The 25,172-nt window shown below is 56.5% G+C and carries 24 protein-coding genes and 1 other annotated feature; of the genes, 7 read left to right on the top strand and 17 right to left on the bottom strand.

Annotated features, from left to right (window positions below):
• From thrB to yjjY, 5 genes are all read right to left on the bottom strand, one after another.
• Complete coding sequence (gene thrB / locus L379_RS19205; protein WP_022650380.1) at positions 1 to 930, bottom strand: homoserine kinase; 930 nt, start codon at positions 928 to 930, stop codon at positions 1 to 3.
• A gap of 1 nt (position 931) precedes the next feature.
• Positions 932 to 3,394 carry a bifunctional aspartate kinase/homoserine dehydrogenase I gene (thrA, locus tag L379_RS19210; protein ID WP_023295899.1) on the bottom strand — a complete coding sequence of 821 codons (2,463 nt, stop codon included), beginning with the start codon at positions 3,392 to 3,394 and terminating at the stop codon, positions 932 to 934.
• A gap of 24 nt (positions 3,395 to 3,418) precedes the next feature.
• Positions 3,419 to 3,536 (bottom strand) — a sequence feature (Thr leader region).
• Positions 3,475 to 3,543 carry a thr operon leader peptide gene (gene thrL, locus L379_RS24805; RefSeq protein ID WP_015572623.1) on the bottom strand — a complete coding sequence of 23 codons (69 nt, stop codon included), beginning with the start codon at positions 3,541 to 3,543 and terminating at the stop codon, positions 3,475 to 3,477. (Overlaps the previous feature by 62 nt.)
• Before the next feature lie 211 nt (positions 3,544 to 3,754).
• Positions 3,755 to 4,441 (bottom strand): tRNA/rRNA methyltransferase, encoded by a 687-nt coding sequence (locus L379_RS19215; RefSeq protein ID WP_023295898.1) that lies wholly within the window; start codon positions 4,439 to 4,441, stop codon positions 3,755 to 3,757.
• 399 nt (positions 4,442 to 4,840) lie between these two features.
• Positions 4,841 to 4,981, bottom strand: a complete 141-nt coding sequence (yjjY, locus tag L379_RS25770) for a YjjY family protein (RefSeq protein ID WP_001541509.1) — start codon at positions 4,979 to 4,981, stop codon at positions 4,841 to 4,843.
• A 95-nt stretch (positions 4,982 to 5,076) separates the two neighbouring features.
• Between yjjY and arcA the strand changes: the two genes are divergently transcribed.
• Positions 5,077 to 5,793, top strand: coding sequence for a two-component system response regulator ArcA (arcA, locus tag L379_RS19220; RefSeq protein ID WP_003856501.1), 717 nt, complete (start codon positions 5,077 to 5,079; stop codon positions 5,791 to 5,793).
• 48 nt (positions 5,794 to 5,841) lie between these two features.
• Here the strand turns inward: arcA and creA are convergent, their stop codons facing one another.
• A complete protein-coding gene (creA, locus tag L379_RS19225; RefSeq protein WP_017383825.1) occupies positions 5,842 to 6,312 on the bottom strand; it encodes a protein CreA in 471 nt (156 codons plus the stop codon).
• Positions 6,313 to 6,526: 214 nt separating this feature from the next.
• Here creA and robA point away from each other — a divergent pair, with 214 nt between their 5' ends.
• Positions 6,527 to 7,396: an MDR efflux pump AcrAB transcriptional activator RobA gene (gene robA, locus L379_RS19230; RefSeq protein ID WP_015572620.1), complete on the top strand. Its 870-nt coding sequence runs from the start codon at positions 6,527 to 6,529 to the stop codon at positions 7,394 to 7,396.
• Here the strand turns inward: robA and gpmB are convergent.
• A complete protein-coding gene (gene gpmB / locus L379_RS19235) occupies positions 7,393 to 8,040 on the bottom strand; it encodes a 2,3-diphosphoglycerate-dependent phosphoglycerate mutase GpmB (protein ID WP_006810187.1) in 648 nt (215 codons plus the stop codon). The two genes, robA and gpmB, sit on opposite strands and share 4 nt — an antisense overlap.
• A gap of 48 nt (positions 8,041 to 8,088) precedes the next feature.
• Between gpmB and yjjX the strand changes: the two genes are divergently transcribed.
• Entirely contained in the window at positions 8,089 to 8,604 is a 516-nt protein-coding gene (gene yjjX, locus L379_RS19240) for an inosine/xanthosine triphosphatase (protein ID WP_015572619.1), read from the top strand.
• 27 nt (positions 8,605 to 8,631) lie between these two features.
• On the opposite strand, the gene trpR is transcribed toward yjjX, so the two are convergent.
• Positions 8,632 to 8,961 carry a trp operon repressor gene (trpR, locus tag L379_RS19245; protein WP_003856511.1) on the bottom strand — a complete coding sequence of 110 codons (330 nt, stop codon included), beginning with the start codon at positions 8,959 to 8,961 and terminating at the stop codon, positions 8,632 to 8,634.
• Between the two features lie 55 nt (positions 8,962 to 9,016).
• Positions 9,017 to 10,954, bottom strand: a complete 1,938-nt coding sequence (gene sltY / locus L379_RS19250) for a murein transglycosylase (protein WP_032652516.1) — start codon at positions 10,952 to 10,954, stop codon at positions 9,017 to 9,019.
• Positions 10,955 to 11,180: 226 nt separating this feature from the next.
• On the opposite strand from sltY, the gene ettA reads away from it, so the two are divergent.
• Positions 11,181 to 12,848, top strand: coding sequence for an energy-dependent translational throttle protein EttA (gene ettA, locus L379_RS19255; protein WP_006810191.1), 1,668 nt, complete (start codon positions 11,181 to 11,183; stop codon positions 12,846 to 12,848).
• Positions 12,849 to 12,976: 128 nt separating this feature from the next.
• Here ettA and L379_RS19260 read toward each other — a convergent pair whose 3' ends face one another.
• Complete coding sequence (locus L379_RS19260) at positions 12,977 to 13,876, bottom strand: LysR family transcriptional regulator (protein WP_032652514.1); 900 nt, start codon at positions 13,874 to 13,876, stop codon at positions 12,977 to 12,979.
• 108 nt (positions 13,877 to 13,984) lie between these two features.
• Here L379_RS19260 and L379_RS19265 point away from each other — a divergent pair, with 108 nt between their 5' ends.
• Positions 13,985 to 14,986: a zinc-binding alcohol dehydrogenase family protein gene (locus L379_RS19265; RefSeq protein ID WP_032652513.1), complete on the top strand. Its 1,002-nt coding sequence runs from the start codon at positions 13,985 to 13,987 to the stop codon at positions 14,984 to 14,986.
• An 85-nt stretch (positions 14,987 to 15,071) separates the two neighbouring features.
• On the opposite strand, the gene nadR is transcribed toward L379_RS19265, so the two are convergent.
• The 3 genes from nadR to serB all read right to left on the bottom strand — a co-directional run bounded on the left by nadR (position 15,072) and on the right by serB (position 18,769).
• Positions 15,072 to 16,304, bottom strand: a complete 1,233-nt coding sequence (nadR, locus tag L379_RS19270) for a multifunctional transcriptional regulator/nicotinamide-nucleotide adenylyltransferase/ribosylnicotinamide kinase NadR (protein ID WP_015572616.1) — start codon at positions 16,302 to 16,304, stop codon at positions 15,072 to 15,074.
• A gap of 35 nt (positions 16,305 to 16,339) precedes the next feature.
• Complete coding sequence (gene radA / locus L379_RS19275; protein WP_017383829.1) at positions 16,340 to 17,725, bottom strand: DNA repair protein RadA; 1,386 nt, start codon at positions 17,723 to 17,725, stop codon at positions 16,340 to 16,342.
• Positions 17,726 to 17,800: 75 nt separating this feature from the next.
• Positions 17,801 to 18,769: a phosphoserine phosphatase gene (gene serB / locus L379_RS19280; protein WP_003856524.1), complete on the bottom strand. Its 969-nt coding sequence runs from the start codon at positions 18,767 to 18,769 to the stop codon at positions 17,801 to 17,803.
• A 117-nt stretch (positions 18,770 to 18,886) separates the two neighbouring features.
• On the opposite strand from serB, the gene L379_RS19285 reads away from it, so the two are divergent.
• Together L379_RS19285 and lplA are read left to right on the top strand one after the other, a co-directional pair.
• Positions 18,887 to 19,531 (top strand): YtjB family periplasmic protein, encoded by a 645-nt coding sequence (locus tag L379_RS19285; RefSeq protein ID WP_015572615.1) that lies wholly within the window; start codon positions 18,887 to 18,889, stop codon positions 19,529 to 19,531.
• Positions 19,532 to 19,570: 39 nt separating this feature from the next.
• The gene (gene lplA / locus L379_RS19290; protein ID WP_015572614.1) at positions 19,571 to 20,587 is read left to right on the top strand and encodes a lipoate--protein ligase LplA; all 1,017 of its coding nucleotides are present in this window, start codon (positions 19,571 to 19,573) and stop codon (positions 20,585 to 20,587) included.
• An 85-nt stretch (positions 20,588 to 20,672) separates the two neighbouring features.
• On the opposite strand, the gene deoD is transcribed toward lplA, so the two are convergent.
• The 4 genes from deoD to deoC all read right to left on the bottom strand — a co-directional run bounded on the left by deoD (position 20,673) and on the right by deoC (position 24,996).
• Complete coding sequence (gene deoD / locus L379_RS19295) at positions 20,673 to 21,392, bottom strand: purine-nucleoside phosphorylase (protein WP_003856538.1); 720 nt, start codon at positions 21,390 to 21,392, stop codon at positions 20,673 to 20,675.
• A 125-nt stretch (positions 21,393 to 21,517) separates the two neighbouring features.
• Positions 21,518 to 22,741, bottom strand: coding sequence for a phosphopentomutase (deoB, locus tag L379_RS19300; protein ID WP_003856540.1), 1,224 nt, complete (start codon positions 22,739 to 22,741; stop codon positions 21,518 to 21,520).
• 53 nt (positions 22,742 to 22,794) lie between these two features.
• Positions 22,795 to 24,117 (bottom strand): thymidine phosphorylase, encoded by a 1,323-nt coding sequence (gene deoA, locus L379_RS19305; RefSeq protein ID WP_032652511.1) that lies wholly within the window; start codon positions 24,115 to 24,117, stop codon positions 22,795 to 22,797.
• A gap of 99 nt (positions 24,118 to 24,216) precedes the next feature.
• Positions 24,217 to 24,996: a deoxyribose-phosphate aldolase gene (gene deoC / locus L379_RS19310; RefSeq protein ID WP_003856543.1), complete on the bottom strand. Its 780-nt coding sequence runs from the start codon at positions 24,994 to 24,996 to the stop codon at positions 24,217 to 24,219.
• Positions 24,997 to 25,172: the final 176 nt, after the last annotated feature.

Below are 25,172 nucleotides of genomic sequence, written 5' to 3'. Positions count from 1 at the left end.
TTATCCCAGTACTCGTGCGCCAGCCGTGTCCAGACGGCAAATATGAACAAAGCCTTCCTGATTTTGCAGGTAGTGTTTAGAGAGCCAGTCCGCCACGCGCTGCGCGGTGTCTGGCTTGTCGCATAAGGCGAACAGCGTCGGGCCGGAGCCGGAGATGCCGCACGCCTGTGCGCCGATATCCATGGATGCCTGTCGCGCTTCGTTAAAGCCCGGCAGCAGCTTCGTGCGATAAGGCTCGGCAATGACGTCTTTCATCAGTTTCGCCGCCAGCTGCGGCTGACGGGTGTAGCAGGCGTGAATAAAGCCCGCCAGATGACGCCCGTGGGCGATACAGTCCTGACGACGATACTGCGCCGGCAGGATCGCACGCGCTTCGGCGGTAGACACTTTAATGCCCGGATAGGCCAGCACCCACAGCCACTCATCAAACCCTGGCACCTGCTGGCTGATGATGCCATTTTCTTCAATCATCAGCTGCATGCCGCCAAGGAAGCACGGCGCCACGTTATCATAATGAATGCTGCCGGAGATGCGCCCTTCCAGCTCGCCCATCAGCGCCAGCAGACGGCTGTTGTTCAGCGGCTTGCCGCAATGCTCATTCATCGCCACCAGCGCGGCGACCACCGAGCAGGCGCTCGAGCCCAGCCCCGAACCAATCGGCATGCTCTTTTCCAGCGTCATGGCGACCGGCACGTTTTTGCCGATCTCCTGACAGAAGCGTTCCCAGCACTGATAAACGATATTCTCGCGCGGTTCAGACGGCAGCTTACTGGCGAAGCGGCCGATGTTATTCAGACTGAAGCGCTCTGCCGCCTCAACCGTAACCGTATCGCCCAGCAGCGAACCGTCCACCGGCGTGACCGCCGCGCCCAGCACGTCAAATCCGACGCTCATATTGGCGCTGGAAGCCGGGGCATATACTTTAACCATCTTAAACTCCTAACTTCCATGACAGGGTACGCAGCAGATCGGCAAACACGCCTGCCGCCGTCACATCATTCCCTGCGCCATAGCCGCGAAGCACCAGCGGCAGTGGCTGATAATAATGGCTGTAGAACGCCAGGGCGTTCTCGCCGTTTTTCACCTTGTACAGCGGATCGTTGCCATCCACTTCGGCAATCTTCACCCGGCAGACGCCGTCTTCTTCAATGTTGCCAACATAGCGCAATACCTTACCTTCATCACGGGCTTTCGCAACGCGTGCGGCAAAGGCGTCGTCAAGCTGCGGCAACCTGGCCATAAAGGCGCTGACGTCACCGCTGTCATCAAATTCTGCTGGCAGCACCGGCTCAATCACGATATCCGAAAGCTCCAGCTCGCGGCCAGTTTCGCGCGCCAGGATCAGCAGCTTACGCGCCACGTCCATGCCGGAGAGGTCGTCGCGCGGATCCGGCTCGGTGTAGCCCAGCTCGCGCGCGGCGCGGGTGGCTTCCGACAAGCTCATCCCTTCGTCCAGCTTGCCGAAGATAAACGACAGGGAGCCGGAGAGGATGCCGGAGAAACGCTGTAGTTCGTCGCCCGCGTTCAGCAGGTTTTGCAGGTTCTCGATGACCGGCAGGCCCGCGCCCACGTTGGTGTCATACAGAAACTTACGGCGCGACTTACTCGCCGCCAGCCGCAGCTGATGATAGTAATCCATCGACGAGGTGTTGGCCTTTTTGTTTGGCGTCACCACGTGGAACCCTTCGCGCAGGAAGTCGGCGTACTGATCGGCCACCGCCTGGCTGGAGGTACAGTCAACAATCACCGGGTTAAGCAGGTGATATTCTTTCACCAGGCGGATCAGGCGGCCCAGGTTAAATGGCTCTTTCGCCTCTTCCAGCTCCGCCTGCCAGTTTTCCAGATTCAGACCGTGGACGTTAGTCAGCAACGCTTTCGAGTTCGCAATGCCGCAAACGCGCAAATCGATATGTTTCTTCTTAAGCCACTCCTGCTGGCGCTTCACCTGCTCCAGCAGCGCGCCACCGACACCACCGACGCCCACCAGGAACAGCTCAATCACCTGGTCGGTGTTGAACAGCATCTGATGCACCACGCGCACGCCGGTAGTGGCGTCATCGTTATCCACGACAACGGAAATGGAACGCTCTGATGAGCCCTGGGCAATCGCCACGATATTGATATTAGCCCGCGCCAGCGCGGCAAAGAATTTGGCGGAGATACCGCGCAGGGTGCGCATGCCGTCGCCGACCACAGAGATAATCGCCAGACGCTCCTGAATCGAGAGCGGCTCCAGCAGCTCTTCTTTCAGCTCCAGATAGAACTCTTCTTCCAGCGCGCGACGGGCACGCAGGCAATCACCCTGCGGAACGCAGAAGCTGATGCTGTATTCGGAAGAAGACTGCGTGATCAGCACCACGGAGATCCCGTTGCGGGACATAGCGGCAAAGACGCGTGCCGCCATGCCGACCATGCCCTTCATCCCCGGGCCGGAGACGCTGAACATCGCCATGTTATTGAGGTTAGAAATGCCTTTCACCGGCAGGTCATCTTCATCCGCGCTGGCGCCAATCAGCGTGCCCGGCGCCTGAGGGTTACCGGTATTCTTAATCAGGCAAGGGATTTGGAACTGGGCAATCGGGGAGATGGTACGCGGGTGAAGAACTTTAGCGCCGAAGTAGGAAAGCTCCATCGCTTCCTGGTACGACATCGACTTCAGCAGCCTGGCGTCCGGTACCTGGCGCGGATCGCAGGTATAAACGCCGTCGACGTCAGTCCAGATCTCACAACAGTCTGCGCGTAAACAGGCCGCCAGCACGGCAGCGGAGTAGTCAGAGCCGTTACGCCCCAGCACCACCAGTTCGCCCTTCTCGTTACCGGCGGTAAAGCCTGCCATCAGGATCATATGGTCAGACGGGATTTTGCTCGCCGCAATACGGCGTGTCGACTCGGCAATGTCGACGGTGGATTCAAGGTAGTGGCCCACAGCCAGCAGTTTTTCAACCGGATCGATGACCGTCACGTGGTGACCGCGCGCTTCCAGCACGCCTGCCATGATGGCGATAGAGAGTTTTTCACCCCGGCAAATCAGCGCCGCGTTGATGCTGTCCGGACACTGACCAAGCAGGCTGATACCGTGAAGAACGTGTTTAATCTGGGCAAATTCAAGTTCAACGGTGCTTTTCAGCTGCGCCAGCGGGAAACCAGGCTGGGCGTCGGCCAGCCCCTGAAGCAGATCGGCAAAGATACGCTCGGCGTCGCTGATGTTCGGTAGTGCATCCTGACCACCGATGGTTTTTTCAATCATCGCCACCAGGTGGTTCGTGATTTTGGCCGGGGCAGAGAGCACGGTGGCAACCTGCCCCTGCCTGGCGTTGCTTTCCAGGATATCGGCAACACGCAGAAAACGTTCTGCATTTGCCACTGACGTACCGCCGAACTTCAACACTCGCATGGTTCTACCTCATTTCCTTTAGCCGAAAAAAAAGCCCGCACTGTTCAGGTGCGGGCTTTTTTCTGTTTTTCCTGTACGCGTCAGCCCGCATCGTTACCTGTGGTAATGATGATGGTTGTAGTAATGGTGGTGATGCTGATGCGTTTCATGGATGTTGTGTACTCTGTCATTATTATCTGTCTGTGCTCTATTCTTTTAGGGTTAAAGGATCGAGCCCCTTAAGTCAATGAATTTTTAATTCGATCACAATTCGGGACATTCTCACGTCCCGCTGCGGGCAGATTTATTTTCATCGGAATAACCCAGATGCAACCCCAGACATCAGCAGGATCGGCCATAATAAAAACCTATGACACTATTTTACTCGGCTAATTTTTTTTCAATATCATGAAGCAATCGGTGCAGCATTGCCGTATCGCGCTGCTCAAGACGCCCCAGGCGCTGCTGTAACCAGTCCACCATTTTCTGATCGTCAGCGACGCCCAACTGCTCAAGAAGGTTATTTGCACGAACACGCAGTGCCGCCAGCTGGTTTTCATCCGAAACTGTCACCGGTGGCTGAGAAATTTGTATTAAGGATGCTAATTGATAGCAATAGACCATCACCGCCTGCCCCAGATTGAGTGACGGATAATCCGCCACCATCGGCGCGCCCGTCAGCACGTCAGCCAGCTCCAGCTCTTCGTTAGTCAGCCCGGAATCTTCTCGCCCAAACACCAGCGCGGCTTTCTCCAGCCACTGGCTTTTCTCTTCCAGCATCGGCACCAGTTCAGCAGGCGTGGCGTAATAGTGAAACTTCGCCCGGCTGCGCGCGGTCGTCGCGACGGTAAACGAAATATCGTGGAGTGCGTCGGCGAGCGTAGCGTAAGTGGTTATATTATCGAGAATATCACCCGAACCGTGCGCCACCCAGCGCGCAGCAGGCTCCAGATGCGCCGTGCTGTCCACAATACGCAAATCGGTAAACCCCATAGTCTTCATGGCACGCGCCGCAGCGCCAATATTTTCAGCTCTTGCTGGTGCCACCAGCACAATCGACAGATGCATTTACGCTCTCTTTTTAATCAGTTAGCAGGTAAAAATGTGATTCAGTTCAACATATTACGCAGCACGAATTTACAATTTTGCAACACAAATCACCGAAATAGCGTTTCATAACAATTAAAAAAAGCTAAACTATTTTGTGGCTGAACAATCAGTTAGAATGTTAACAGAAGTCCATTATCCTTATGTTTTGTAATGATAATGACCATATGAATACTCTTTTCTGATTGGATTCGTACCGTTTATCAATCAATGTCCGCAACTAGTTGGTTTATTGAAAAATTGTGACAAAGGCTAGCATTCAGCTACGATGATTTCATCAAACTGTTAACGTGCTACAATTGAACTTGATATATGTCAACGAAGCGTAGTTTTATTGGGTGTCCGGTGTCACTTAGCCTGTTATGTTGCTGTTAAAATGGTTAGGATGACAGCCGTTTTTGACACTGTCGGGTCCAAAGGGAAAGTACCCACGACCAAGCTAATGATGTTGTTGACGTTGATGGAAAGTGCATCAAGAACGCAATTACGTACTTTAGTCACGTTAAGCCGATCATGTTAATTTGCGACATGCATCAGGCAGGTCAGGGACTTTTGTACTTCCTGTTTCGATTTAGTTGGCAATTTAGGTAGCAAACATGCAGACCCCGCACATTCTTATCGTTGAAGACGAGTTGGTAACACGCAACACGTTAAAGAGCATTTTCGAAGCAGAAGGCTACGATGTCTTTGAAGCGACCGATGGCGCAGAGATGCATCAGATCCTTTCTGAAAATGATATCAACCTGGTGATTATGGATATCAACCTGCCGGGCAAAAACGGGCTTCTTCTGGCGCGCGAACTGCGTGAACAGGCGAACGTCGCGTTGATGTTCCTGACGGGCCGTGACAACGAGGTTGATAAAATTCTTGGTCTGGAAATCGGCGCGGATGACTACATCACCAAGCCGTTCAACCCTCGCGAGTTAACCATTCGTGCACGCAACCTGCTGTCCCGCACCATGAATCTGGGTACGGTAAGTGAAGAGCGTCGTAGCGTCGACAGCTACAAATTCAACGGCTGGGAACTTGATATCAATAGCCGTTCGCTGATTAGCCCGAACGGTGAGCAGTACAAACTGCCGCGCAGTGAATTCCGCGCGATGCTGCACTTCTGCGAGAACCCGGGCAAGATCCAGTCCCGTGCAGAACTGCTGAAGAAAATGACCGGTCGTGAGTTGAAGCCACACGATCGTACCGTTGACGTAACCATCCGTCGTATTCGTAAGCACTTCGAATCTACGCCGGATACGCCGGAAATCATCGCCACGATCCATGGTGAAGGCTATCGTTTCTGCGGTGACCTCCAGGAGTAATTCTCCCGTCACGCAGTAAAAAACGGCGCATTTGCGCCGTTTTTTTTATCAATGCCACGGCATAATCGGTACCGCGCTTATTGCGTTTTTCGGTGAGCCGTCCACGACTTTGTCGGAATAAGCCAGATAAGCCAGGGTGTTACGCTTCGCGTCATAAAAACGGACCACCTGTAGCTTTTTGAACACCAGCGAGGTCCGTTTCTGGAATACGACGTCGCCCTGCGCTTTGCCGTTTTTGATTTTGTCACTCAATTCCACCGGGCCAACCTGCTGGCAGGAGATGGCCGCGTCAGACGTGTCTTCAGCCAGCCCCAGGCCGCCTTTAATCCCGCCGGTCTTTGCCCGGCTGACATAGCAGGTGACGTTTTTAACGTCCGGATCGTCAAAGGCTTCCACCACAATTTTGTGGTCCGGCCCAAACATTTTAAACACAGTATCCACGGAGCCAATTTGCTCCGCCTGTGCCACGCGCCCTGCCATCAGCGCCAGTGCTGCAAAGACTAAAACCTTGTATTTCATATTGTTACCATTCATAAAAATTACGCTGAGCGATTATTCAACAGGTTAGATAAAAATGTAGCAAGATCACAGGATTAGAATATATCCGCACATAAATCACTACAAAAAGCATTTATGCGCAAAAAAAACACTGAATGCTAAAACGTCAAAAAATGCTATTATCCGCTAACCTGTAAACAGGCACCTGCGGCAGTTTTAAGGATGAGGATAGTATATGGATCAGGCTGGAATTATTCGCGACCTGCTCACCTGGCTGGAAGGTCATCTCGACCAGCCTTTGTCACTGGATAATGTGGCGGCAAAAGCAGGCTATTCCAAGTGGCATCTGCAAAGGATGTTCAAGGATGTCACCGGTCATGCTATCGGTGCCTATATTCGCGCACGTCGTTTATCAAAGTCTGCTGTCGCGTTGCGCCTGACCGCGCGACCAATCCTGGATATTGCCCTGCAATATCGCTTCGATTCACAGCAAACCTTCACCCGCGCCTTTAAAAAACAGTTCTCGTTAACGCCAGCGCTTTATCGCCGCTCGCCGGACTGGAGCTCCTTTGGTATGCGTCCGCCGCTGCGTCTGGGCGAGTTTGCGATGCCAAAATATGAAATCATCACCCTGCCGGAAACGCACCTGGTCGGCACCACGCAGAGCTACTCCTGTTCCCTGGAGCAGATCTCCGAGTTCCGCCATCAGATGCGCGTTCAGTTCTGGCGCGAATTTTTAAGCCATGCTCCGGCGCTCCCGCCGATTCTGTATGGCCTGAACGAAACGCATCCCAGCCAGGAAAAAGACGACGAGCAGGAGGTGTTCTATACCACGGCGCTGACGCCTGACATGGCGAACGGTTACATTCATGGCTCGAAGCCTGTCGTGCTGGAAGGCGGCGAGTATGTGATGTTCTCATACGAAGGTTTAGGAACGGGCGTTCAGGAGTTCATCCTGACCGTTTACGGGACCTGCATGCCGATGCTGAATCTGAATCGCCGTAAAGGTCAGGACATTGAGCGCTACTATCCGGCGCAAGATGCTAAACCGGAAGAAGGCCCTATCAATCTGCGTATGGAATTCCTGATTCCGGTACGTCGTTAACGCTGCAATTCGTCCAGAGCAGGGGCATCAAGATGCGAAATGTCCCCTGCCATCTCAACTACCCACCCCGATGCCAGCCAGGCACTTTCCTGATAGTCGATACGGGAAATGGAACAGTTGCGCAGCCGCAAACGGCGTTCGGCGTAAGCCGGCAGTCCCAGAATGGTGCTCACCAGGCAACCCAGCGCGATACCGTGGCTCACCAGCAGCGGTCGGCTACCTGCCGGGAGTTTCAGGCACTCGGCCAGCGCGGCATGCATGCGCACGCTCAGCTCCTGCATGGATTCCCCTTCAGGGATGCGACCATCTTCAGTGCCGTTCACCAGCGTGCGGCGCCAGCCTTCTTCGGTTTCCGTCAGCGTATCGATAGGACGTTTTTCCAGCACGCCCATATCCAGCTCGCGCAGACGCGGTTCGAGGGTCACGTCGCAGCCACAGGCATCGGCGATGATGCGTGCCGTCTGCTGCGTGCGGCCTAAATCACTGGAGATGACGTGAGTGATACCCAGCGTTCTGGCGCGCTCCGCCACCTGCCACGCTTGCTGCACACCTTTGTCGGTGAGAGGACTGTCTGACTGGCCTTGAATACGTCGCTCGGCGTTCCACTGCGTTTCACCGTGGCGAACAAGGTATACCTGTAACATGCTTTTTTTCCGTTATACTGCGATGAATTTTTTAAATCGAGCTTAATTATGCACCATGTTGTCTCTGCTACCACCAATCCTGCCAAAATTCAGGCAATTCTAAGGGCATTTGAAGAGATCTTCGGCGAAGGATCCTGCCATATTGACGCCGTCGGCGTCGAGAGCGGTGTGCCGGAACAGCCGTTTGGCAGCGAGGAAACACGCGCTGGCGCACGAAATCGCGTGGCGAATGCAAAAGCCGCCGCGCCAGACGCTGACTTCTGGGTCGCGATTGAAGCAGGCATCGACGAAGGGGCGACCTTCAGCTGGGTTGTCATCGAAAGCCGTGAGCAGCGCGGCGAAGCGCGTTCTGCCACGCTGCCGCTGCCGGAAGTCATACTGGAGAAAGTCCGCGCGGGTGAGGCGCTGGGGCCGGTAATGTCGCACTACACCGGCATTGATGAAATTGGTCGTAAAGAGGGGGCGATTGGCGTCTTTACGGGTGGCAAGCTTACGCGTTCAGGCGTTTACCACCAGGCCGTTATTCTGGCGTTAAGTCCGTTCCATAACGCGATTTATCGTTAAATTTGCAGGCCGGATAAGGCGAAGCCGTCATCCGGCGTTTTTCAGCAATACCGCTTCCAGCCACTGACGCAGTTCAACCGGCGCCGACTTCAGGCTGTTTGAACCACGGGTGATGGTCGCAATACCCGCGCCCAGCTCGTTTTTCAGCTCGCGCTGGCTCATTTCGCCGCGCAGCAGTTCCTCAATAATGCGTACCCGCGTGCCCAGCGCTTCGCGTTCATCGGGCGTCAGCATCAGCTGTAGCAACGGTAAATGCAGATCTTTGTCGTAAGACTGGCGGAGCAACTCCACAAAACGAAGCCACTCCTGATGACGCTGTTCGGCCATGGCCGAGGAATACGGGGAATGCTGGGTCATGTTATGCTGCCTCTTGTACTCATTAGCGAGTACAGCATAACACAACCCGCGCCGATCAGTAACGTCTCTGCCACTCGGCATCGCTCATCAGGGTATCTTTCTGCCCCATGAAGTAGCGATAGTAGGCGTCATAAGCCAGCACATTCTTCACATAGCCGCGCGTTTCCGAGAACGGAATGCTCTCGACAAACGCCACGGCGTCGATGCGCCCTGCGCTGTTGCCAAGCCATGTCCGCACGCGGCCAGGCCCGGCGTTGTACGCCGCTGACGCGAAGATACGGTTATTACCGAACTGCTGATAGACGTACTGCAAGTAGCTGGTACCGATGTTGATGTTAGTCTCCGGATCCAGCAGCTGGGACGGGCTGCTGTAGCCTGGAATATTAAACATCTTCACCGTGTGCGTCGCGGTACCCGGCATAATCTGCATCAGGCCGCTGGCACCCACCGGAGAACGCACTTTCGGGTTCCAGGCGCTCTCCTGACGGGCAATGGCCATCGCGTAGCTTTGCGGAATATCTTTGCCGCTGGTGTAGCGATCGAACAGATCCTTATAAGCCAGCGGGAAACGCTCTTCGAGATGATCCCACAGTTTGCCGGCGATCGTCGCCTGCACGCTCAGATCCCACCAGCGATTATCAAATGCATAGCGGGCAAGCTGCGCTTTCTCATCGGTGGTACGGCTGGTGACCAGATTCGCCCACTCGCTGCGCGCGGTATTATCCAGATTCCAGTACATCAGCTCGCGCACGCGCGCCATCTCCGGCCCCTGCGTCAGCGCCGGGTTCGCGTTGGCGGGCGCTTTGTCGATCTTAAGCGTGTACTCCTCGCCCAGCCGCTGCGCCGCCGCCATCGGGTAGAATCCGCGCTGTTGCATCAGGGAGTGGAGGATCTCTTTGGCTTCATCTTCACGACCACGTTCCAGCAGCATGTCCGCCTGCCAGTAACGCCATTCATCTTTCTCTTTGGCATCCATCGGCAGACGCGCCAGCCAGGTATTGAGGCCACGACGATCGCCCGTTCCCAGCGCCATGCGCACGCGACGCTCCACCAGCGAGACAGAGTTTGAACGCATCACCGCATCATCACGCCAGCGCGCCTGTTCGTCGGTGACATCTGTCCCCATCAGTCGCCATGCCACGATATCGCGCAGCTCCTGAGTTTGATCGTCATTAAGCTGCTGGGCCTGCACCAGCTGCGGGATCATCAGCCGGGCGTTTTCCACATCATCACGCGCCACGCTGGCAAAGGCCACCGCCGCCATCTGGCGGGTAAAATCGGTCGCGCCGGTAGTACGCGCAAACGTCAGCACGGTATTGGGATCGTTTGCAAGACTGATAACGGCAGACGCAATGGTCTGATAATCTGCGGGCATCTGGCCCGCCAGCACGGTGACCAGCCGGGTGTTTCCGGCCTTCATCGCCAGGCGAATACGTTCCAGGTAAGAGAGCGGATCCTGCTTGCCCGAGGCGCGCCAGGCGCTGAACAGCGGGTCACAGGCGTTTGGCTGGCTTTTGCCCGTCAGCCACAGCTCTTTCGCGCCGGTCCAGGCTTCCTCCTGCTGACCGGTCGCCCATTTCGCATAATAGTAATTACACTGCGCTTCCGTCGCGCCCGGTTTATCCGGGCTGAAAGCCAGCAGGCCGCGCCAGTCTTCGCGACGGGCCAGCTCGTTCACAAACCGGGACTTCAGGGTGCGCGCAGGCGGCAGGGTCGGGTTCGCCTGAATGAAGTTATTCACGGTGACGGTCGGTTGATTCATGAGATCGTCCGTGATCTGACGATACTCAAGATACGGATACAGCGGATAATCCTTCAGCATCGGCATCAGCGCCTGCACGGTATCCATCTGCTTGTTGTCCCATGCCTGTTTAATCTGGGCATAGCGGTTACGTTGTTCATCCAGTGAATCGGCATGCACCGCCTGGCTTACCGCCATTACGCATACGCTGGCAGCCAGCAGACGCCAGACCACCCGTTTGGCTTTTTCCACAAGCTCTTCCTCATTGTTTTTCGTCAGTTGCAGCGTCTTGCCACGTCAAAGTTACATCAACTTATGCTAACCAGGCATCCCACAACGCGCCACGTCATGGACACTTTTTTACCTTTCTTGCGCGTTTTAACACTCCCGACGTTCCTGGCTGGGATTAGGGCGTGAAAAAGGCTACACTTCGAGGCTGAAATTCATTCTCATCACGATAAAAGAGGCGAAGTCCAACGTGGCTCAATTCGTTTATACCATGCATCGTGTCGGCAAAGTTGTCCCGCCGAAACGTCATATTCTTAAAAATATCTCGCTGAGCTTCTTCCCGGGCGCAAAAATCGGTGTTCTGGGTCTCAACGGTGCCGGTAAGTCCACCCTGCTGCGCATCATGGCCGGCATCGATACAGACATCGAAGGTGAAGCCCGTCCGCAGCCTGGCATTAAGATCGGCTACCTGCCGCAGGAACCCCAGCTGAACCCGGAACACACCGTGCGTGAATCCGTTGAAGAAGCGGTATCCGAGGTGGTTAACGCGCTGAAAGGTCTGGATGAAGTGTATGCCAAATACGCCGAACCGGATGCGGACTTCGACAAACTTGCTGCACAACAGGGCAAGTATGAAGAGATTATCCAGGCGCACGACGGTCACAACCTGAACGTGCAGCTGGAGCGCGCGGCCGATGCCCTGCGTCTGCCGGACTGGGATGCGAAAATCGCTAACCTGTCCGGTGGTGAACGCCGCCGCGTGGCGCTGTGCCGCCTGCTGCTGGAAAAACCAGACATGCTGCTGCTCGACGAACCGACTAACCACCTGGATGCGGAATCCGTGGCGTGGCTGGAGCGCTTCCTGCACGACTTCGAAGGCACCGTTGTGGCGATTACCCACGACCGTTACTTCCTCGACAACGTCGCAGGCTGGATCCTGGAGCTGGACCGCGGCGAAGGTATTCCTTGGGAAGGCAACTACTCCTCCTGGCTGGAGCAGAAAGATCAGCGTCTGGCGCAGGAAGCTTCTCAGGAAGCGGCTCGTCGTAAGTCTATTGAGAAAGAGCTGGAGTGGGTGCGTCAGGGCGCGAAAGGCCGTCAGTCTAAGGGCAAAGCCCGTCTGGCACGCTTCGAAGAGCTGAACAACACTGAATACCAGAAACGTAACGAAACCAACGAACTGTTTATTCCACCTGGCGCACGTCTGGGGGATAAAGTGGTTGAAGTGACCAACCTGCGTAAGTCCTACGGCGACCGTCTGCTGATCGACGACCTGACCTTCTCCGTGCCGAAAGGCGCTATCGTTGGCATCATCGGTCCGAACGGCGCAGGTAAATCGACCCTGTTCCGCATGATGTCCGGTCAGGAACAGCCTGACAGCGGCTCTATCACCCTGGGTGAAACCGTGAAGCTGGCTTCCGTGGACCAGTTCCGCGACGCAATGGATAACAGCAAAACCGTGTGGGAAGAGGTTTCCGGCGGTCTGGATATCATGCGTATCGGCAACACCGAGATGCCAAGCCGCGCTTACGTTGGCCGCTTTAACTTTAAGGGCACTGACCAGGGCAAACGCGTGGGCGAGCTGTCCGGCGGTGAGCGCGGTCGTCTGCACCTGGCGAAGCTGCTCCAGGTTGGCGGCAACGTTCTGCTGCTTGATGAACCTACCAACGACCTGGACATCGAAACCCTGCGCGCGCTGGAAAACGCCCTGCTGGAGTTCCCGGGCTGCGCGATGGTTATCTCGCACGACCGCTGGTTCCTGGACCGTATCGCAACCCACATCCTGGACTACCAGGACGAAGGTAAAGTGGAGTTCTTCGAAGGTAACTTCACCGAATACGAAGAGTACAAGAAACGCACGCTGGGCGCAGACGCGCTGGAGCCGAAGCGTATTAAGTACAAGCGTATTGCGAAATAAAAGCAAAACGGCAACTTCGGTTGCCGTTTTTTATGTTTGTACCCTCTCCCCGTGGGAGAGGGCCAGGGTGAGGGCATCAGGCCGCACAGTGTGTAGGCCGGGTAAGGCGAAGCCGCCACCCGGCTTTTTTATTTGCCCACGTAATACCGCTTCACCTCATCAAACTGCATCGCAAAGTCGATATAGCTCATCAGCGCAGGCGAATTGAGCTTACGGCTCGGGTAGGCCAGCCACAGATCGTTTCCCTCAACGCTCCACGCCGACAGCACCTTCACCAGCGCGCCCTTTTCGATCTTATCTTCCAGCAGGAATGCGGGTAACAGCGTGATCCCCGCCCCGGCAATGGCGCATTCCCGGGCGTACACCAGGTTATCCGTCATGTGGGCGTTATCCGGCAGGTAGCGGTAATCCTCATTCTCGCTTCGCAAAAGCCACTCCGACCATGCCCGGTGCGTAATGCAGCGGTGCTCCACCAGCTGTCGGGGATGGATTAACGGCGCCCGACGCGCCAGGTAGTGGGGCGAGGCCAGCATGTAGCGCGGACAGTGCCCAATCATGCGGCCAATCAGGGAAGAATCCTGCGGTTTGCCGGTGCGCAGCGCCACGTCAAAGCCAGACTCGACCAGATCCACCACGTCGTCTGAGATCGACACATCCAGCGACACGTCCGGATAGCGAAGCTGGAACTCGGCATTCATATGCGCCAGCAGCGTCGCGCCAATTCCCGCCGGACAGGTGATCCGCAGCCGCCCGCTGGGGTTTTCGCGCAGCCGCTGAATGGCATACTCCGCGCGCTCGCTGGCCGCCAGCATCTCGCGACAGTGCACCAGATAGTGCTCGCCTGCAAACGTCAGGCTGATCCTGCGCGTGGTGCGATTCAACAGACGGATCCCCACCTGCTGCTCCAGCTGGCTAATCCGCTGGCTGACGCTGGATTTCGGCAGTTCCGCCTTCTGCGCCGCCGCGGTAAAGCTGCCCATCTCGGCCACCAGCGCAAACAGCGCCATATCCTGAAGCTGTTTAAACATGATTGTTCACCCTGTACGAACGCTGAGTTCTGGATTGTCCATCTTATCATGCAGCTGACCACTTAATAGACTAGCCTCAACAAAACGCATGCCATTGAGGAGCACACCATGTCAGTGAAAGCCATTGCCGTTAACCCGGAAAATCCGTCCACCTTCGTTGAAATCACTCCGCCGATGCCGCAGCCCGGTGAACACGATCTGCTGGTGGAGGTAAAAGCCGTCTCCGTAAACCCGGTGGACACCAAGGTACATGCAGGCATTGCCAAAAGCGGACTGAAGGAGCCGCGCATTCTCGGGTGGGATGCCAGCGGTATCGTACAAGCCGTTGGGGCTGGCGTCACCGGATTCAAACCGGGTGACGAAGTGTGGTACGCGGGGGATATCACCCGTCCGGGCAGTAATACCACGCACCAGCTGATCGATGCGCGCATTGTCGGGCACAAGCCTGCAAGCCTTGACTGGGCCGCCGCGGCTGCATTGCCGCTGACGGCGCTCACCGCGTGGGAAGGCCTGTTTGAACGGCTGAAGATTCAGGATGCCGACGCAGATAAAACGCTGCTGATAATTGGCGGCGCGGGTGGAGTCGGATCGCTGGCGATCCCGTTTGCGAAGCACAACAGCAAGGTGAAGATCGTCGCAACCGCTTCACGAGAAGATTCCGCCCGGTGGTGTCGCGATCGCGGGGCTGACATTGTTGTAAATTACCACGACCTGAAGGGAGAACTGGCGAAACAGGGGCTCACCTTTGTGGATTACATTTTTATCCTCAACGATACCGACGGGCACTGGGATGCGGTCAGCGATCTGATTGCCCCTCAGGGAGACATTTGTTCCATCGTTGAAAACGCGCATCCGCTGAACCAGGACAAGCTGAAGTCCAAATCTGCCGCCCTGCACTGGGAATTTATGTACACCCGTAGCATGTACCAGACCACGGATATGGCGCGTCAGGGTGAGATTTTAGATGAGGTGGCGAAGCTGGTGGATAACGGCGTGGTGGAAAGCTCGCTCAGCGAAACGCTGCACGGGCTAAGCGTGGAAAGCATTACCGAAGCGCACCGCAGGGTGCTGGAGGGGCATATGCGTGGGAAGGTGGTGGTTGAGTATTGAGTGTGGACTGGTTCCCTCACCCCGGCCCTCTCCCAAAGGGAGAGGGCGATTAAAGCCCCCTCTCCTGGTGGGAGAGGGGAAGTTATTAACCCTGCTCCCCCATCATCTCCTTCACCAGCTCGACGCAGCGCAGGAAGCGGGAATCGTAGTCCGACTCTTCCACATGCACAAACTCAACGTTGTTCTCGTTAAGCATCTCCACCAGCATGGTCTGGAACTCCCGCCTGTCCACCGAGCTGCCCAGGCTGCGCATGCCGTCGGCCACCCACGGGGTGTTGTTTTCCAGCAGGATCACCAGGTCAAAGCGGTATTCGTCAATCAGCGCCTGCACAAACGGGTGCTCGCGCCCTTCGTACTTTTTGCAGAACGCCTGCGTGGTGACGAAATCGGTATCAATAAAGGCGACTTTATTGGCGTATTTCACCGCAAAATCAATGTACTGGGCATGACCGAGCGCGATTTTATCGTAGTCGGAATACTGCAACGCCATCTCGTCGCCGCCAAGGTGTGAGAAGACGTAATCGCGGCCATACTCCCACGCACTGGTGGTATTGAAGATGTTAGCCAGCTTATTTACCAGCGTCGATTTCCCGCTCGACTCGCCGCCGAGGATCGCCACCGTACGCACGAAGAACGGCTTCACCTCGGTCGGGATGTAGTCCCAGTAACGGAACGGGTTCTCGCGGATCTGCGCCCCGCTGATGTTCATGAAGGTGCGTTTAGGATCGATCAGCACCGTCTCGATGCCCAGATGCTCGCGGAACTGCGGCGCGTCGGACTCTTCAGAGGTGTAGATCCAGTTAGGCGCAATGCCCTTCTCTTCCATAAACGCTTTGATGCCGTTGCTCCACACGTCCCAGCCGTGCGGATACGGCTCCATGCCCTCTTCGTTAAAGGCATGAATACGAATATTTTTCTGATATTTAAAGGTCTGAAGCAGCCAGCGCAGGCGGTCCGGCACGGTGGGCTGCTGCGACATGGCGCTGTCTTCAAACAGCTGGCGATCGCGGGTTTCATCATAACCCATGATGATATGCAGTTCGTCGACCTGGCTACAGGCGCGCTGGATCAGATAGATATGCCCGGTATGCAGCGGGTAGAACTTACCGAACACCACGCCAATGTTCTTTTGCATCCGCGGAAATTCAAGCCCCAGAAAACGGTGCAGCGCTTCCAGCTTCTGCGCGCTGGGGCTTTTGATTTTGGCGTTCAGCAGTTGGCTCAGGTAGCCCTTGGTCATGCCGCTGGCGTCCGCCACCTGCTGCAACGTGCAGCCCTTCTGGCGGATAGCGGTCTTGATGTAGTCAAATGATGACATAAATTACGGTGCCTCCTGCAAAATCGAATACGTAATTATAAGTCGTCAAAGACATTTAACGCATCTGCAAGTTTTTTAACGCCAAAAACCTGCATCCCTTCCGGAATTTTTTTCGGCACGTTGGCGGCCGGAACAATCGCGCGGCGGAAGCCATGTTTTGCCGCTTCGGAGATACGCTCCTGACCGCTCGGCACCGGGCGGATCTCGCCGGCCAACCCTACCTCACCAAATACCACCAGATCCTGCGGTAACGGTCTGTCGCGCAGGCTGGAGACCATTGCCAGCAGCAGCGCCAGGTCCGCGCTGGTTTCCGTAACCTTCACCCCACCAACCACGTTGACGAACACATCCTGATCCGCCATTTGCAGACCGCCGTGACGGTGCAGCACCGCCAGCAGGATCGCCAGGCGGTTCTGTTCCAGACCGACCGCCACGCGCCGCGGGTTGCCCATCATCGATTGATCCACCAGCGCCTGAATTTCAACCAGCAGCGGACGCGTCCCCTCCCACAGCACCATCACCGAACTACCGGACGTGATCTCGTCGCCACGGCTCAGGAAGATGGCCGACGGGTTGCTGACTTCGCGAAGCCCCTGCTCGGTCATGGCAAACACGCCCAGCTCATTCACCGCGCCAAAGCGGTTTTTATGGCTGCGCAGGGTACGAAAACGGGAATCCGCATCGCCATCGAGCATCACCGAGCAGTCGATACAGTGTTCAAGCACTTTCGGTCCCGCCAGCGAGCCGTCTTTGGTCACATGACCAACCATCACAATCGCCACGCCGCGCGTTTTGGCAAAGCGCGTCAGGTAGGCCGCGGTTTCACGCACCTGCGCCACGCTTCCCGGTGACGACTGAATGTCAGCCATATGCATCACCTGAATGGAGTCAATCACCATCAGCTTCGGCTGCTCTTCTTCGGCGATCATGCAGATCTGCTCGATGCTGGTTTCCGACAGCATATTCAGATTGCCGGTGGGCAGGCCGAGGCGGTGCGCGCGCATCGCCACCTGCTGGAGTGACTCTTCCCCCGTGACGTACAGGGTTTTCATCTGTTCGGCGAGCTTGCAGAGCGTTTGCAGCAGCAGGGTCGATTTACCCGCGCCCGGGTTACCGCCGATCAGAATGGCGCTGCCCGGCACTACGCCACCGCCGAGCACGCGGTCAAATTCTTTGAATCCGGTGGAAAAGCGCGGCAGTGCTTCCAGACTGATATCCGAAAGTTTTTGTACCTTCGACACGCCTGCATTGCCCGCATAGCCACTCAGCCGTTCATTGCGGGCCACGCTCGGCGAAGCCGCCACACCACGCACTTCGGTGATGGTGTTCCAGGCATGACAGGCGCTGCATTGCCCCTGCCAGCGCGGATAATCCGCACCACATTCATTGCAGACAAATGCGCGTTTTGGAGCTTTCGCCACGGTTTACCTCGTTATTTCTGTGCGGTCTGCGCGCCGGGTGGCGCTGACGCTTACCCGGCTTACAAAAGCAGGCCGCTATTTTTGATTAATGCTGCCGGAGAGAATACAGAACACCCCCATCAGATCAGCATGACGGATAGTGACTTCCGTCTTTTCATTTACTTTTGGCTTGGCATGGTAGGCGATACCCAGCCCGGCAACTTTGATCATCGGCAGATCGTTCGCGCCATCGCCGATGGCGACGGTCTGCTCGACCGGAATGGCATATTTCTCCGCCAGACGCGTCAGTGTATTGGCTTTGTACTGCGCGTCCACGATGTCGCCGATGACCTGTCCGGTGAGTTTGCCGTCCATGATCTCCAGCTCGTTTGCCACCACGGTGGTCAGACGCAGCTTGTCACGCAGGTAATCGGCGAAGAAGGTGAACCCGCCGGAGGCAATCGCCACTTTCCAGCCGAGCGTCTCCAGCTTGAGCACCAGCTGCGTCAGCCCCGGCATCAGCGGCAGCTCGTCGCGCACCTGACGCAAAATGTTAGCATCGGCCCCCTTCAGGGTCGCCACGCGCTGTCTCAGGCTGGCGGTGAAATCCAGCTCGCCGCGCATCGCGCGCTCGGTGACTTCCGCCACCAGCTCGCCGCTGCCCGCCAGTTTAGCAATCTCGTCAATACATTCGATCTGAATGGCGGTGGAGTCCATGTCCATTACCAGCAGGCCGGGCGTTTTCAGGTGCGGAATTTTGCCGAGGGGGGCAACGTCCAGCCCGGCGTCGTGCGCCAGACGCGTGGCGCGCTGCGTCAGGGAACCCGCCAGGCGAATAACCTGATAATCTTCCACGCACCAGGCCGCAACGATGACCATCGCTGCGCCCAGTTTGGTTTGATATTGGGTGAGGCGTTGCTTATCCAGGCCGCGTCCGTACAGCAGCCAGCCGCTACGGCCAGCGTGGTAATCGAGAGGCATCACCTCATCGCCACTTAAAGAGAGCGGCAATCCTGGCCATAAAGAGACATCCGTTGGCAGGTCGCACCAGGTAATGTTCGGCATTGAAGCTCCTGTAATTTCGTTCGCGCCGGAAGGTTCCAGAGGGAAAATAACGCATGAGGCTACCCTGTAACCATCACTTCTGGCAACATTAAGCCGTAAATTTTAAGCAGGTGGAATATGGCTCGCGCAAAACTGAAATTCCGGCTTCATCGCGCCGTGATTGTCCTGATCTGTCTCGCACTATTAGTGGCGCTGATGCAGGGGGCATCCTGGTTTAGCCAGAATCACCAACGACAGCGTAACCCGCAGTTTGAGGAGCTGGCCCGGACGCTGGCGCGCCAGGTGACGCTCAACGTTGCGCCGTCTATGCGCACCGAAACGCCGGATGATAAGCGAATAGCCCAGGTATTGCGCCAGCTTACGGAAAACAGCCGCATTCTGGATGCGGGCGTGTACGATGAACAGGGCGACCTGATTGCCCGCGCGGGTGAGCATGTCGACGTGCGCGACAGGCTGGCGCTGGATGGCAAAAAAGCCGGTGGTTATTTCAACCAACAAATCGTCGAACCCATTCAGGGCAAGAATGGTCCGCTCGGCTATTTACGTCTGACACTCGACACCCACACCCTGCCAACCGAAGCCAAACAGGTGGATAACACCACCAATATTTTGCGCCTGATGCTGCTGCTCTCGCTGGCGATTGGCGTGGTACTGGCGCGCACGCTGCTCCAGGGCAAGCGCACCCGCTGGCAGCAGTCGCCGTTCCTGTTAACCGCCAGCAAGTCGGTTCCCGAAGAGGAAGAGAGCGAGAAGAAAGAATAGTGATAAAGTAGGCGGATGATTCGGAAAAGGAACTCTGCCATGTCGACGTTACGCCTGCTAATCTCTGACTCTTACGATCCCTGGTTTAACCTGGCGGTGGAAGAGTGCATCTTCCGCCAGATGCCTGCCACCCAGCGCGTCCTGTTTCTCTGGCGCAACGCCGATACGGTCGTTATTGGTCGCGCGCAAAATCCGTGGAAAGAGTGTAACACCCGCCGTATGGAAGAGGACAACGTCCGCCTGGCGCGCCGCAGCAGCGGCGGCGGTGCGGTGTTTCACGATCTGGGCAACACCTGCTTTACCTTTATGGCGGGCAAGCCGGAATACGACAAAACCATCTCGACCTCCATTGTGCTTAACGCGCTCAATTCACTCGGCGTGACGGCTGAAGCCTCGGGACGTAACGATCTGGTCGTGAAAACGCCTGAAGGCGACCGGAAAGTGTCAGGCTCAGCCTACCGCGAAACGATGGATCGCGGATTCCACCACGGCACATTATTGCTGAATGCCGATCTGAGCCGTCTGGCAAACTATCTGAACCCGGACAAGAAAAAGCTCCAGGCCAAAGGCATTACCTCCGTGCGCGGTCGCGTGGCGAATCTGGTGGAGCTCCTGCCGGGGATTACCCATGAACGCATTTGCGATGCGATCCGCGAGGCCTTTTTCAGGCATTACGGTGAACGCGTAGAAGCCGAGGTGATTTCTCCGGATAAAACCCCGGATCTGCCAAACTTCGCGGAAACCTTCGCCCGCCAGAGCAGCTGGGAGTGGAATTTCGGTCAGGCACCGGCGTTTTCACACCTGCTGGATGAGCGATTTACCTGGGGCGGCGTTGAGCTGCACTTTGACGTCGAGAAAGGCCATATCTCTCGTACCCAGGTATTTACGGATAGTCTTAATCCGGCACCGTTAGAAGCGCTGGCTGCACGTTTGCAGGGCTGTCTCTATCGGGCAGATATGCTGCAACAGGAGTGTGACGCGTTACGTGTTGATTTTCCGGAACAGGAACAAGAGTTGCGGGAGTTATCGGCGTGGATTGCGCAGGCAGTACGCTAATAAAAAAGCCCGCTGGCGCTCTGCTTAGCGGGCCTGGAAAACCGCTGGCCGGGTCAGGCGAAGCCGCCACCCGGCACAACAGGTATTACTCTTTATCGCCGAGCAGAACGGATTCCAGCGCGATTTTGATCATGTCGTTGAAGGTGGTCTGACGCTCGGCAGCGGTAGTCTGCTCGTGGGTACGGATGTGGTCAGACACGGTGCAGATGGTCAGCGCTTTCGCACCGAATTCAGCCGCCACGCCGTAGATACCGGCCGCTTCCATTTCCACGCCCAGAATGCCGTATTTTTCCATCACGTCGAACATGTCGCCTTCTGGCGAGTAGAACAGATCGGCAGAGAACAGGTTGCCCACGCGCGCGTCAACGCCCAGCGCTTTTGCCGCGTCAACTGCGTTACGCACCATGTCAAAGTCAGCGATGGCCGCAAAGTCATGATCTTTAAAGCGAATGCGGTTGACTTTAGAGTCGGTGCACGCGCCCATGCCGATCACCACGTCACGCAGCTTAACGTCCATGCGCACTGCGCCGCAGGAGCCGACACGGATGATTTTCTTCACGCCGAAATCGGTGATCAGCTCTTTGGTGTAGATGGAGCAGGATGGGATACCCATGCCGTGACCCATCACGGAGATTTTGCGGCCTTTATAGGTGCCGGTGAAGCCCAGCATGCCGCGCACGTTGTTCACTTCACGCACGTCTTCGAGGAAGGTTTCTGCAATGTGCTTCGCGCGCAGCGGGTCGCCCGGCATCAATACGACGTCAGCGAAATCACCCATTTCTGCATTAATGTGAGGAGTTGCCATCTTCAGTTCCTTTTACATTGTTGTTTTTGCCGGGTGGCGGCTACGCCTTACCCGGCCTACATTCTGTTCTCCCTCTCCCTGTGGGAGAGGGCCGGGGTGAGGGCATCAGGCCGCACCCAATCCGCTTAGAACATAGCCTTGCCATATTCCATGTCAGACGTACCAAAATATTTCGCGATAGTCTGGCCGATGTCCGCGAAGGTTTCACGGTGACCGAGCGAGCCCGGCTTCACTTTCGGGCCATACACCAGCACCGGAATGTGCTCACGGGTGTGGTCGGTACCGGTCCAGGTCGGGTCACAGCCATGGTCAGCGGTCAGGATCAGAATGTCATCTTCCCCCACCAGCTCCATCAGCTCTGGCAGACGGCGGTCAAACAGCTCCAGACCCGCAGCATAACCGGCGACGTCGCGACGGTGGCCCCAGGAGGAGTCGAAGTCCACGAAGTTGGTGAAGACAATGGTCTTATCGCCCGCTTCTTTCATCTCTTTGATGGTGGCGTCGAACAGCGCATCCAGACCGGTCGCTTTGACCTTTTTGGTAATGCCGCAGTTGGCGTAAATGTCCGCGATTTTACCCACGGAAACCACGTGGCCGTCTTTCTCGTCGACGAGTTTTTGCAGCACGGTCGGCGCCGGTGGCTCCACGGCCAGATCGTGACGGTTGCCGGTACGCTGGAAGTTACCCGCTTTGTCGCCGATAAACGGACGCGCGATAACGCGGCCAATGTTGTAGCCGCCTTCGGTCAGCTCTTCACGGGCGATCTCGCACAGCTCGTACAGTTTATCCAGGCCAAACGTCTCTTCATGGCAGGCGATCTGGAACACGGAGTCAGCAGAGGTATAGAAAATCGGCTTGCCGGTTTTCATATGCTCTTCGCCGAGCTGATCCAGAATCACGGTACCGGAAGAGTGGCAGTTGCCGAGGTAGCCCGGCAGGTTGGCGCGCTTCACCAGCTTATCGAGCAGCTCCTGCGGGAAGCTGTTCTCGTGATCGGAGAAGTAGCCCCAGTCAAACAGCACCGGCACGCCGGCGATTTCCCAGTGACCAGACGGAGTATCTTTCCCGGAAGAGAGCTCGTGCGCCCACGCGTAGGCGCCCACCACTTCCGCGTTACCGTCCATACCGGCTGCGATCTTACCGGTAGAGCCTTCATGCGCTTTTACCAGCCCCAGACGGGTCAGGTTTGGCAGATTCAGAGGGCCTTTACGACCGTTGTCCGCTTCGCCTTTTGCACAGGCTTCCGCGATGTGACCCAGGGTATCGGAACCCACGTCACCAAATCGTTCTGCATCTTCGGTTGCGCCGATGCCGAATGAGTCCAGCACCATAATAAATGCACGTTTCATAATTGTTCTCCGTACTTAGTGCTTCATAAAAATGCGATCAGATCAGTATACCGCTATTCAGTGATACGACGATAGACCGTCGGTGTGGTTTCCGGTGCTTTATCGTCAAGAGATATTGCCGCCTTCACCGCTTTCGCCGCGTCCTGCCAGCTGGCTTCATCTTTCGCGTGGATCACCGCCAGCGGACGTTGGCCGTCAACGCTGTCGCCCAGACGGGCCATATCGGTAAAGCCGACGCTGTAATCAATGGTGTCCGATGCCTGACGACGACCGCCGCCCATAGACACAACAGCCATGCCGAGCGCGCGGGTATCCATAGCCGAGACAAAGCCTTCGCTGTCCGCATAGACCGCTTTGCTGAGCATCGCGGTGGGCAGGTATTTCGCGTAGTTTTCCACGAAGTCGGTCGGGCCTTTCTGCGCCGCCACCATCCGACCAAAGATCTCCGCCGCTTTGCCGTTGTCCAGCACCGCCTGAAGCTTCGCGCGGGCTTCCGCGTCGTCTTTGGCCAACTTGCCGGAGATTAACATCTCAACGCACAGCGCCATGGTGACATCGAACAGGCGCGGGTTACGGTATTCGCCTGTGAGGAACTGCACGGCCTCACGGACTTCAACCGCGTTACCGGCGCTGGAGGCTAGCACCTGGTTCATGTCCGTCAGCAGTGCAGTGGTGCGCACGCCCGCGCCGTTGGAGACGCCAACGATCGCTTCGGCCAGCGCCTCAGAGAGTTCATAGGTTGGCATAAACGCGCCGCTGCCCACTTTCACATCCATCACCAGCGCATCCAGACCTTCCGCCAGTTTTTTGGCAAGGATAGAGGCGGTGATCAGCGGGATGGAGTCTACGGTCGCGGTAATGTCACGCGTCGCGTAGAAACGCTTGTCAGCCGGAGCAAGAGAGCTGGTCTGGCCGATAATCGCCACGCCAACGTCTTTAATAATGTCGCGGAAGCGGTTGTCATCCGGGAAGATATCGAAGCCCGGAATGGCTTCCAGTTTGTCGAGCGTACCGCCGGTATGACCCAGGCCGCGCCCGGAAATCATCGGGATGTAACCGCCACAGGCTGCCACCATCGGGCCAAGCATCAGGGAGGTCACGTCGCCCACGCCGCCGGTGGAGTGTTTGTCCACAATCGGGCCGTTGAGGTTGAGGCTTTTCCAGTCCAGAACGGTTCCTGAATCTCGCATCGCCATGGTCAGCGACACGCGCTCAGGCATCGACATATCGTGGAAGAAAATGGTCATCGCCAGAGCCGCAATCTGCCCTTCAGAGATGGTGTTATCACGAATGCCATTGATAAAAAAGCGGATTTCTTCGTCGCTTAATGGATGACCATCACGTTTTTTACGAATAATTTCTTGTGCGAGAAACACGGTAACCTCCATGCGGAATCGGGTGAATGGCGGCGGATATGTTGACCCGCCCTACGATCCTGTAGGCCGGGTTAGCGTAGCGCCACCCGGCAATTCAACTTAGTAGCTGCTTGCGCTCTTACCGTCACCGTGACCCAGCGCTTTCAGCAGGCTGGCCAGCAGGCTGGACGCGCCGAAGCGGTAGTGGCGGGAATCAGCCCAGTCGGCGCCGAACAGCTCGTCGGCAATCGCCAGGAACTGCTGCGCGTCTTCCGCGGTACGCACGCCGCCCGCCGGTTTGAAGCCAACGGTTTTGGACACGCCCATATCACGGATGACTTCCATCATGATGCGTGCGCTTTCCGGAGTAGCGTTGACCGGCACTTTACCGGTAGAGGTTTTAATGAAATCTGCGCCCGCTTTGATAGAGATTTCAGACGCTTTACGAATCAGCGCCTCTTCTTTCAGCTCGCCGGTTTCGATGATCACTTTAAGCAGCACGTTTGCCGCCGCACACGCGTCTTTACAGGCTTTCACCAGGTCAAAACCGACCTGCTCGTTGCCGGCGATCAGCGCGCGGTACGGGAATACCACGTCAACTTCGTCCGCGCCGTACGCAATCGCCGCGCGGGTTTCTGCCAGCGCGATCTCGATATCGTCATTGCCGTGCGGGAAGTTAGTTACGGTGGCAATGCGCACATCCGGCGTGCCCTGCTCTTTCAGCGTTTTGCGGGCAATCGGGATGAAGCGCGGATAGATACAGACGGCGGCGGTGTTACCCACTGGCGTTTTCGCCTGATGGCACAGGGCGATGACTTTTTCATTGGTGTCGTCATCGTTCAGGGTGGTCAGGTCCATCAGTTTCAACGCGCGCAGGCTGCTTGCAGTTAAATCGGTCATAACATTCTCCAACGGCAGTGCCGTATAAATTTTACCTTGCGGGTCTGTGAGTATTCTAACATTCACCCGCATCCACACTTCGACATTCATCACAGTTAATGAAAACTGTGTGCAAATTTGCATTACTGTAATGAGATCTTCTTCAAATTTTAGTGCGTTAATTGCTGACTAAATCG

Source organism: Enterobacter sp. MGH 33 (assembly GCF_000534535.1).
Classification (GTDB): Bacteria; Pseudomonadota; Gammaproteobacteria; order Enterobacterales; family Enterobacteriaceae; genus Enterobacter; species Enterobacter hormaechei_C.
Note: the sequence above shows the minus strand (reverse complement) of the source record. Positions and strands in the feature narration are given on the sequence as shown.

Excerpts from the sequence above, each read along its gene's own strand:
- arcA (WP_003856501.1), top strand. The coding sequence starts at position 5,077 with ATGCAGACCCCGCACATTCTTATCGTTGAAGACGAGTTGGTAACACGC.
- L379_RS19285 (WP_015572615.1), top strand. The coding sequence starts at position 18,887 with ATGGCTCGCGCAAAACTGAAATTCCGGCTTCATCGCGCCGTGATTGTC.
- thrB (WP_022650380.1), bottom strand. The coding sequence starts at position 930 with ATGGTTAAAGTATATGCCCCGGCTTCCAGCGCCAATATGAGCGTCGGA.
- gpmB (WP_006810187.1), bottom strand. The coding sequence starts at position 8,040 with ATGTTACAGGTATACCTTGTTCGCCACGGTGAAACGCAGTGGAACGCC.
- L379_RS19260 (WP_032652514.1), bottom strand. The coding sequence starts at position 13,876 with ATGTTTAAACAGCTTCAGGATATGGCGCTGTTTGCGCTGGTGGCCGAG.
- deoB (WP_003856540.1), bottom strand. The coding sequence starts at position 22,741 with ATGAAACGTGCATTTATTATGGTGCTGGACTCATTCGGCATCGGCGCA.
- robA (WP_015572620.1), top strand. The coding sequence starts at position 6,527 with ATGGATCAGGCTGGAATTATTCGCGACCTGCTCACCTGGCTGGAAGGT.
- serB (WP_003856524.1), bottom strand. The coding sequence starts at position 18,769 with ATGCCGAACATTACCTGGTGCGACCTGCCAACGGATGTCTCTTTATGG.
- deoD (WP_003856538.1), bottom strand. The coding sequence starts at position 21,392 with ATGGCAACTCCTCACATTAATGCAGAAATGGGTGATTTCGCTGACGTC.
- creA (WP_017383825.1), bottom strand. The coding sequence starts at position 6,312 with ATGAAATACAAGGTTTTAGTCTTTGCAGCACTGGCGCTGATGGCAGGG.
- trpR (WP_003856511.1), bottom strand. The coding sequence starts at position 8,961 with ATGACCCAGCATTCCCCGTATTCCTCGGCCATGGCCGAACAGCGTCAT.
- L379_RS19265 (WP_032652513.1), top strand. The coding sequence starts at position 13,985 with ATGTCAGTGAAAGCCATTGCCGTTAACCCGGAAAATCCGTCCACCTTC.
- nadR (WP_015572616.1), bottom strand. The coding sequence starts at position 16,304 with ATGTCATCATTTGACTACATCAAGACCGCTATCCGCCAGAAGGGCTGC.
- lplA (WP_015572614.1), top strand. The coding sequence starts at position 19,571 with ATGTCGACGTTACGCCTGCTAATCTCTGACTCTTACGATCCCTGGTTT.
- thrA (WP_023295899.1), bottom strand. The coding sequence starts at position 3,394 with ATGCGAGTGTTGAAGTTCGGCGGTACGTCAGTGGCAAATGCAGAACGT.
- yjjX (WP_015572619.1), top strand. The coding sequence starts at position 8,089 with ATGCACCATGTTGTCTCTGCTACCACCAATCCTGCCAAAATTCAGGCA.
- L379_RS19215 (WP_023295898.1), bottom strand. The coding sequence starts at position 4,441 with ATGCATCTGTCGATTGTGCTGGTGGCACCAGCAAGAGCTGAAAATATT.
- deoC (WP_003856543.1), bottom strand. The coding sequence starts at position 24,996 with ATGACCGATTTAACTGCAAGCAGCCTGCGCGCGTTGAAACTGATGGAC.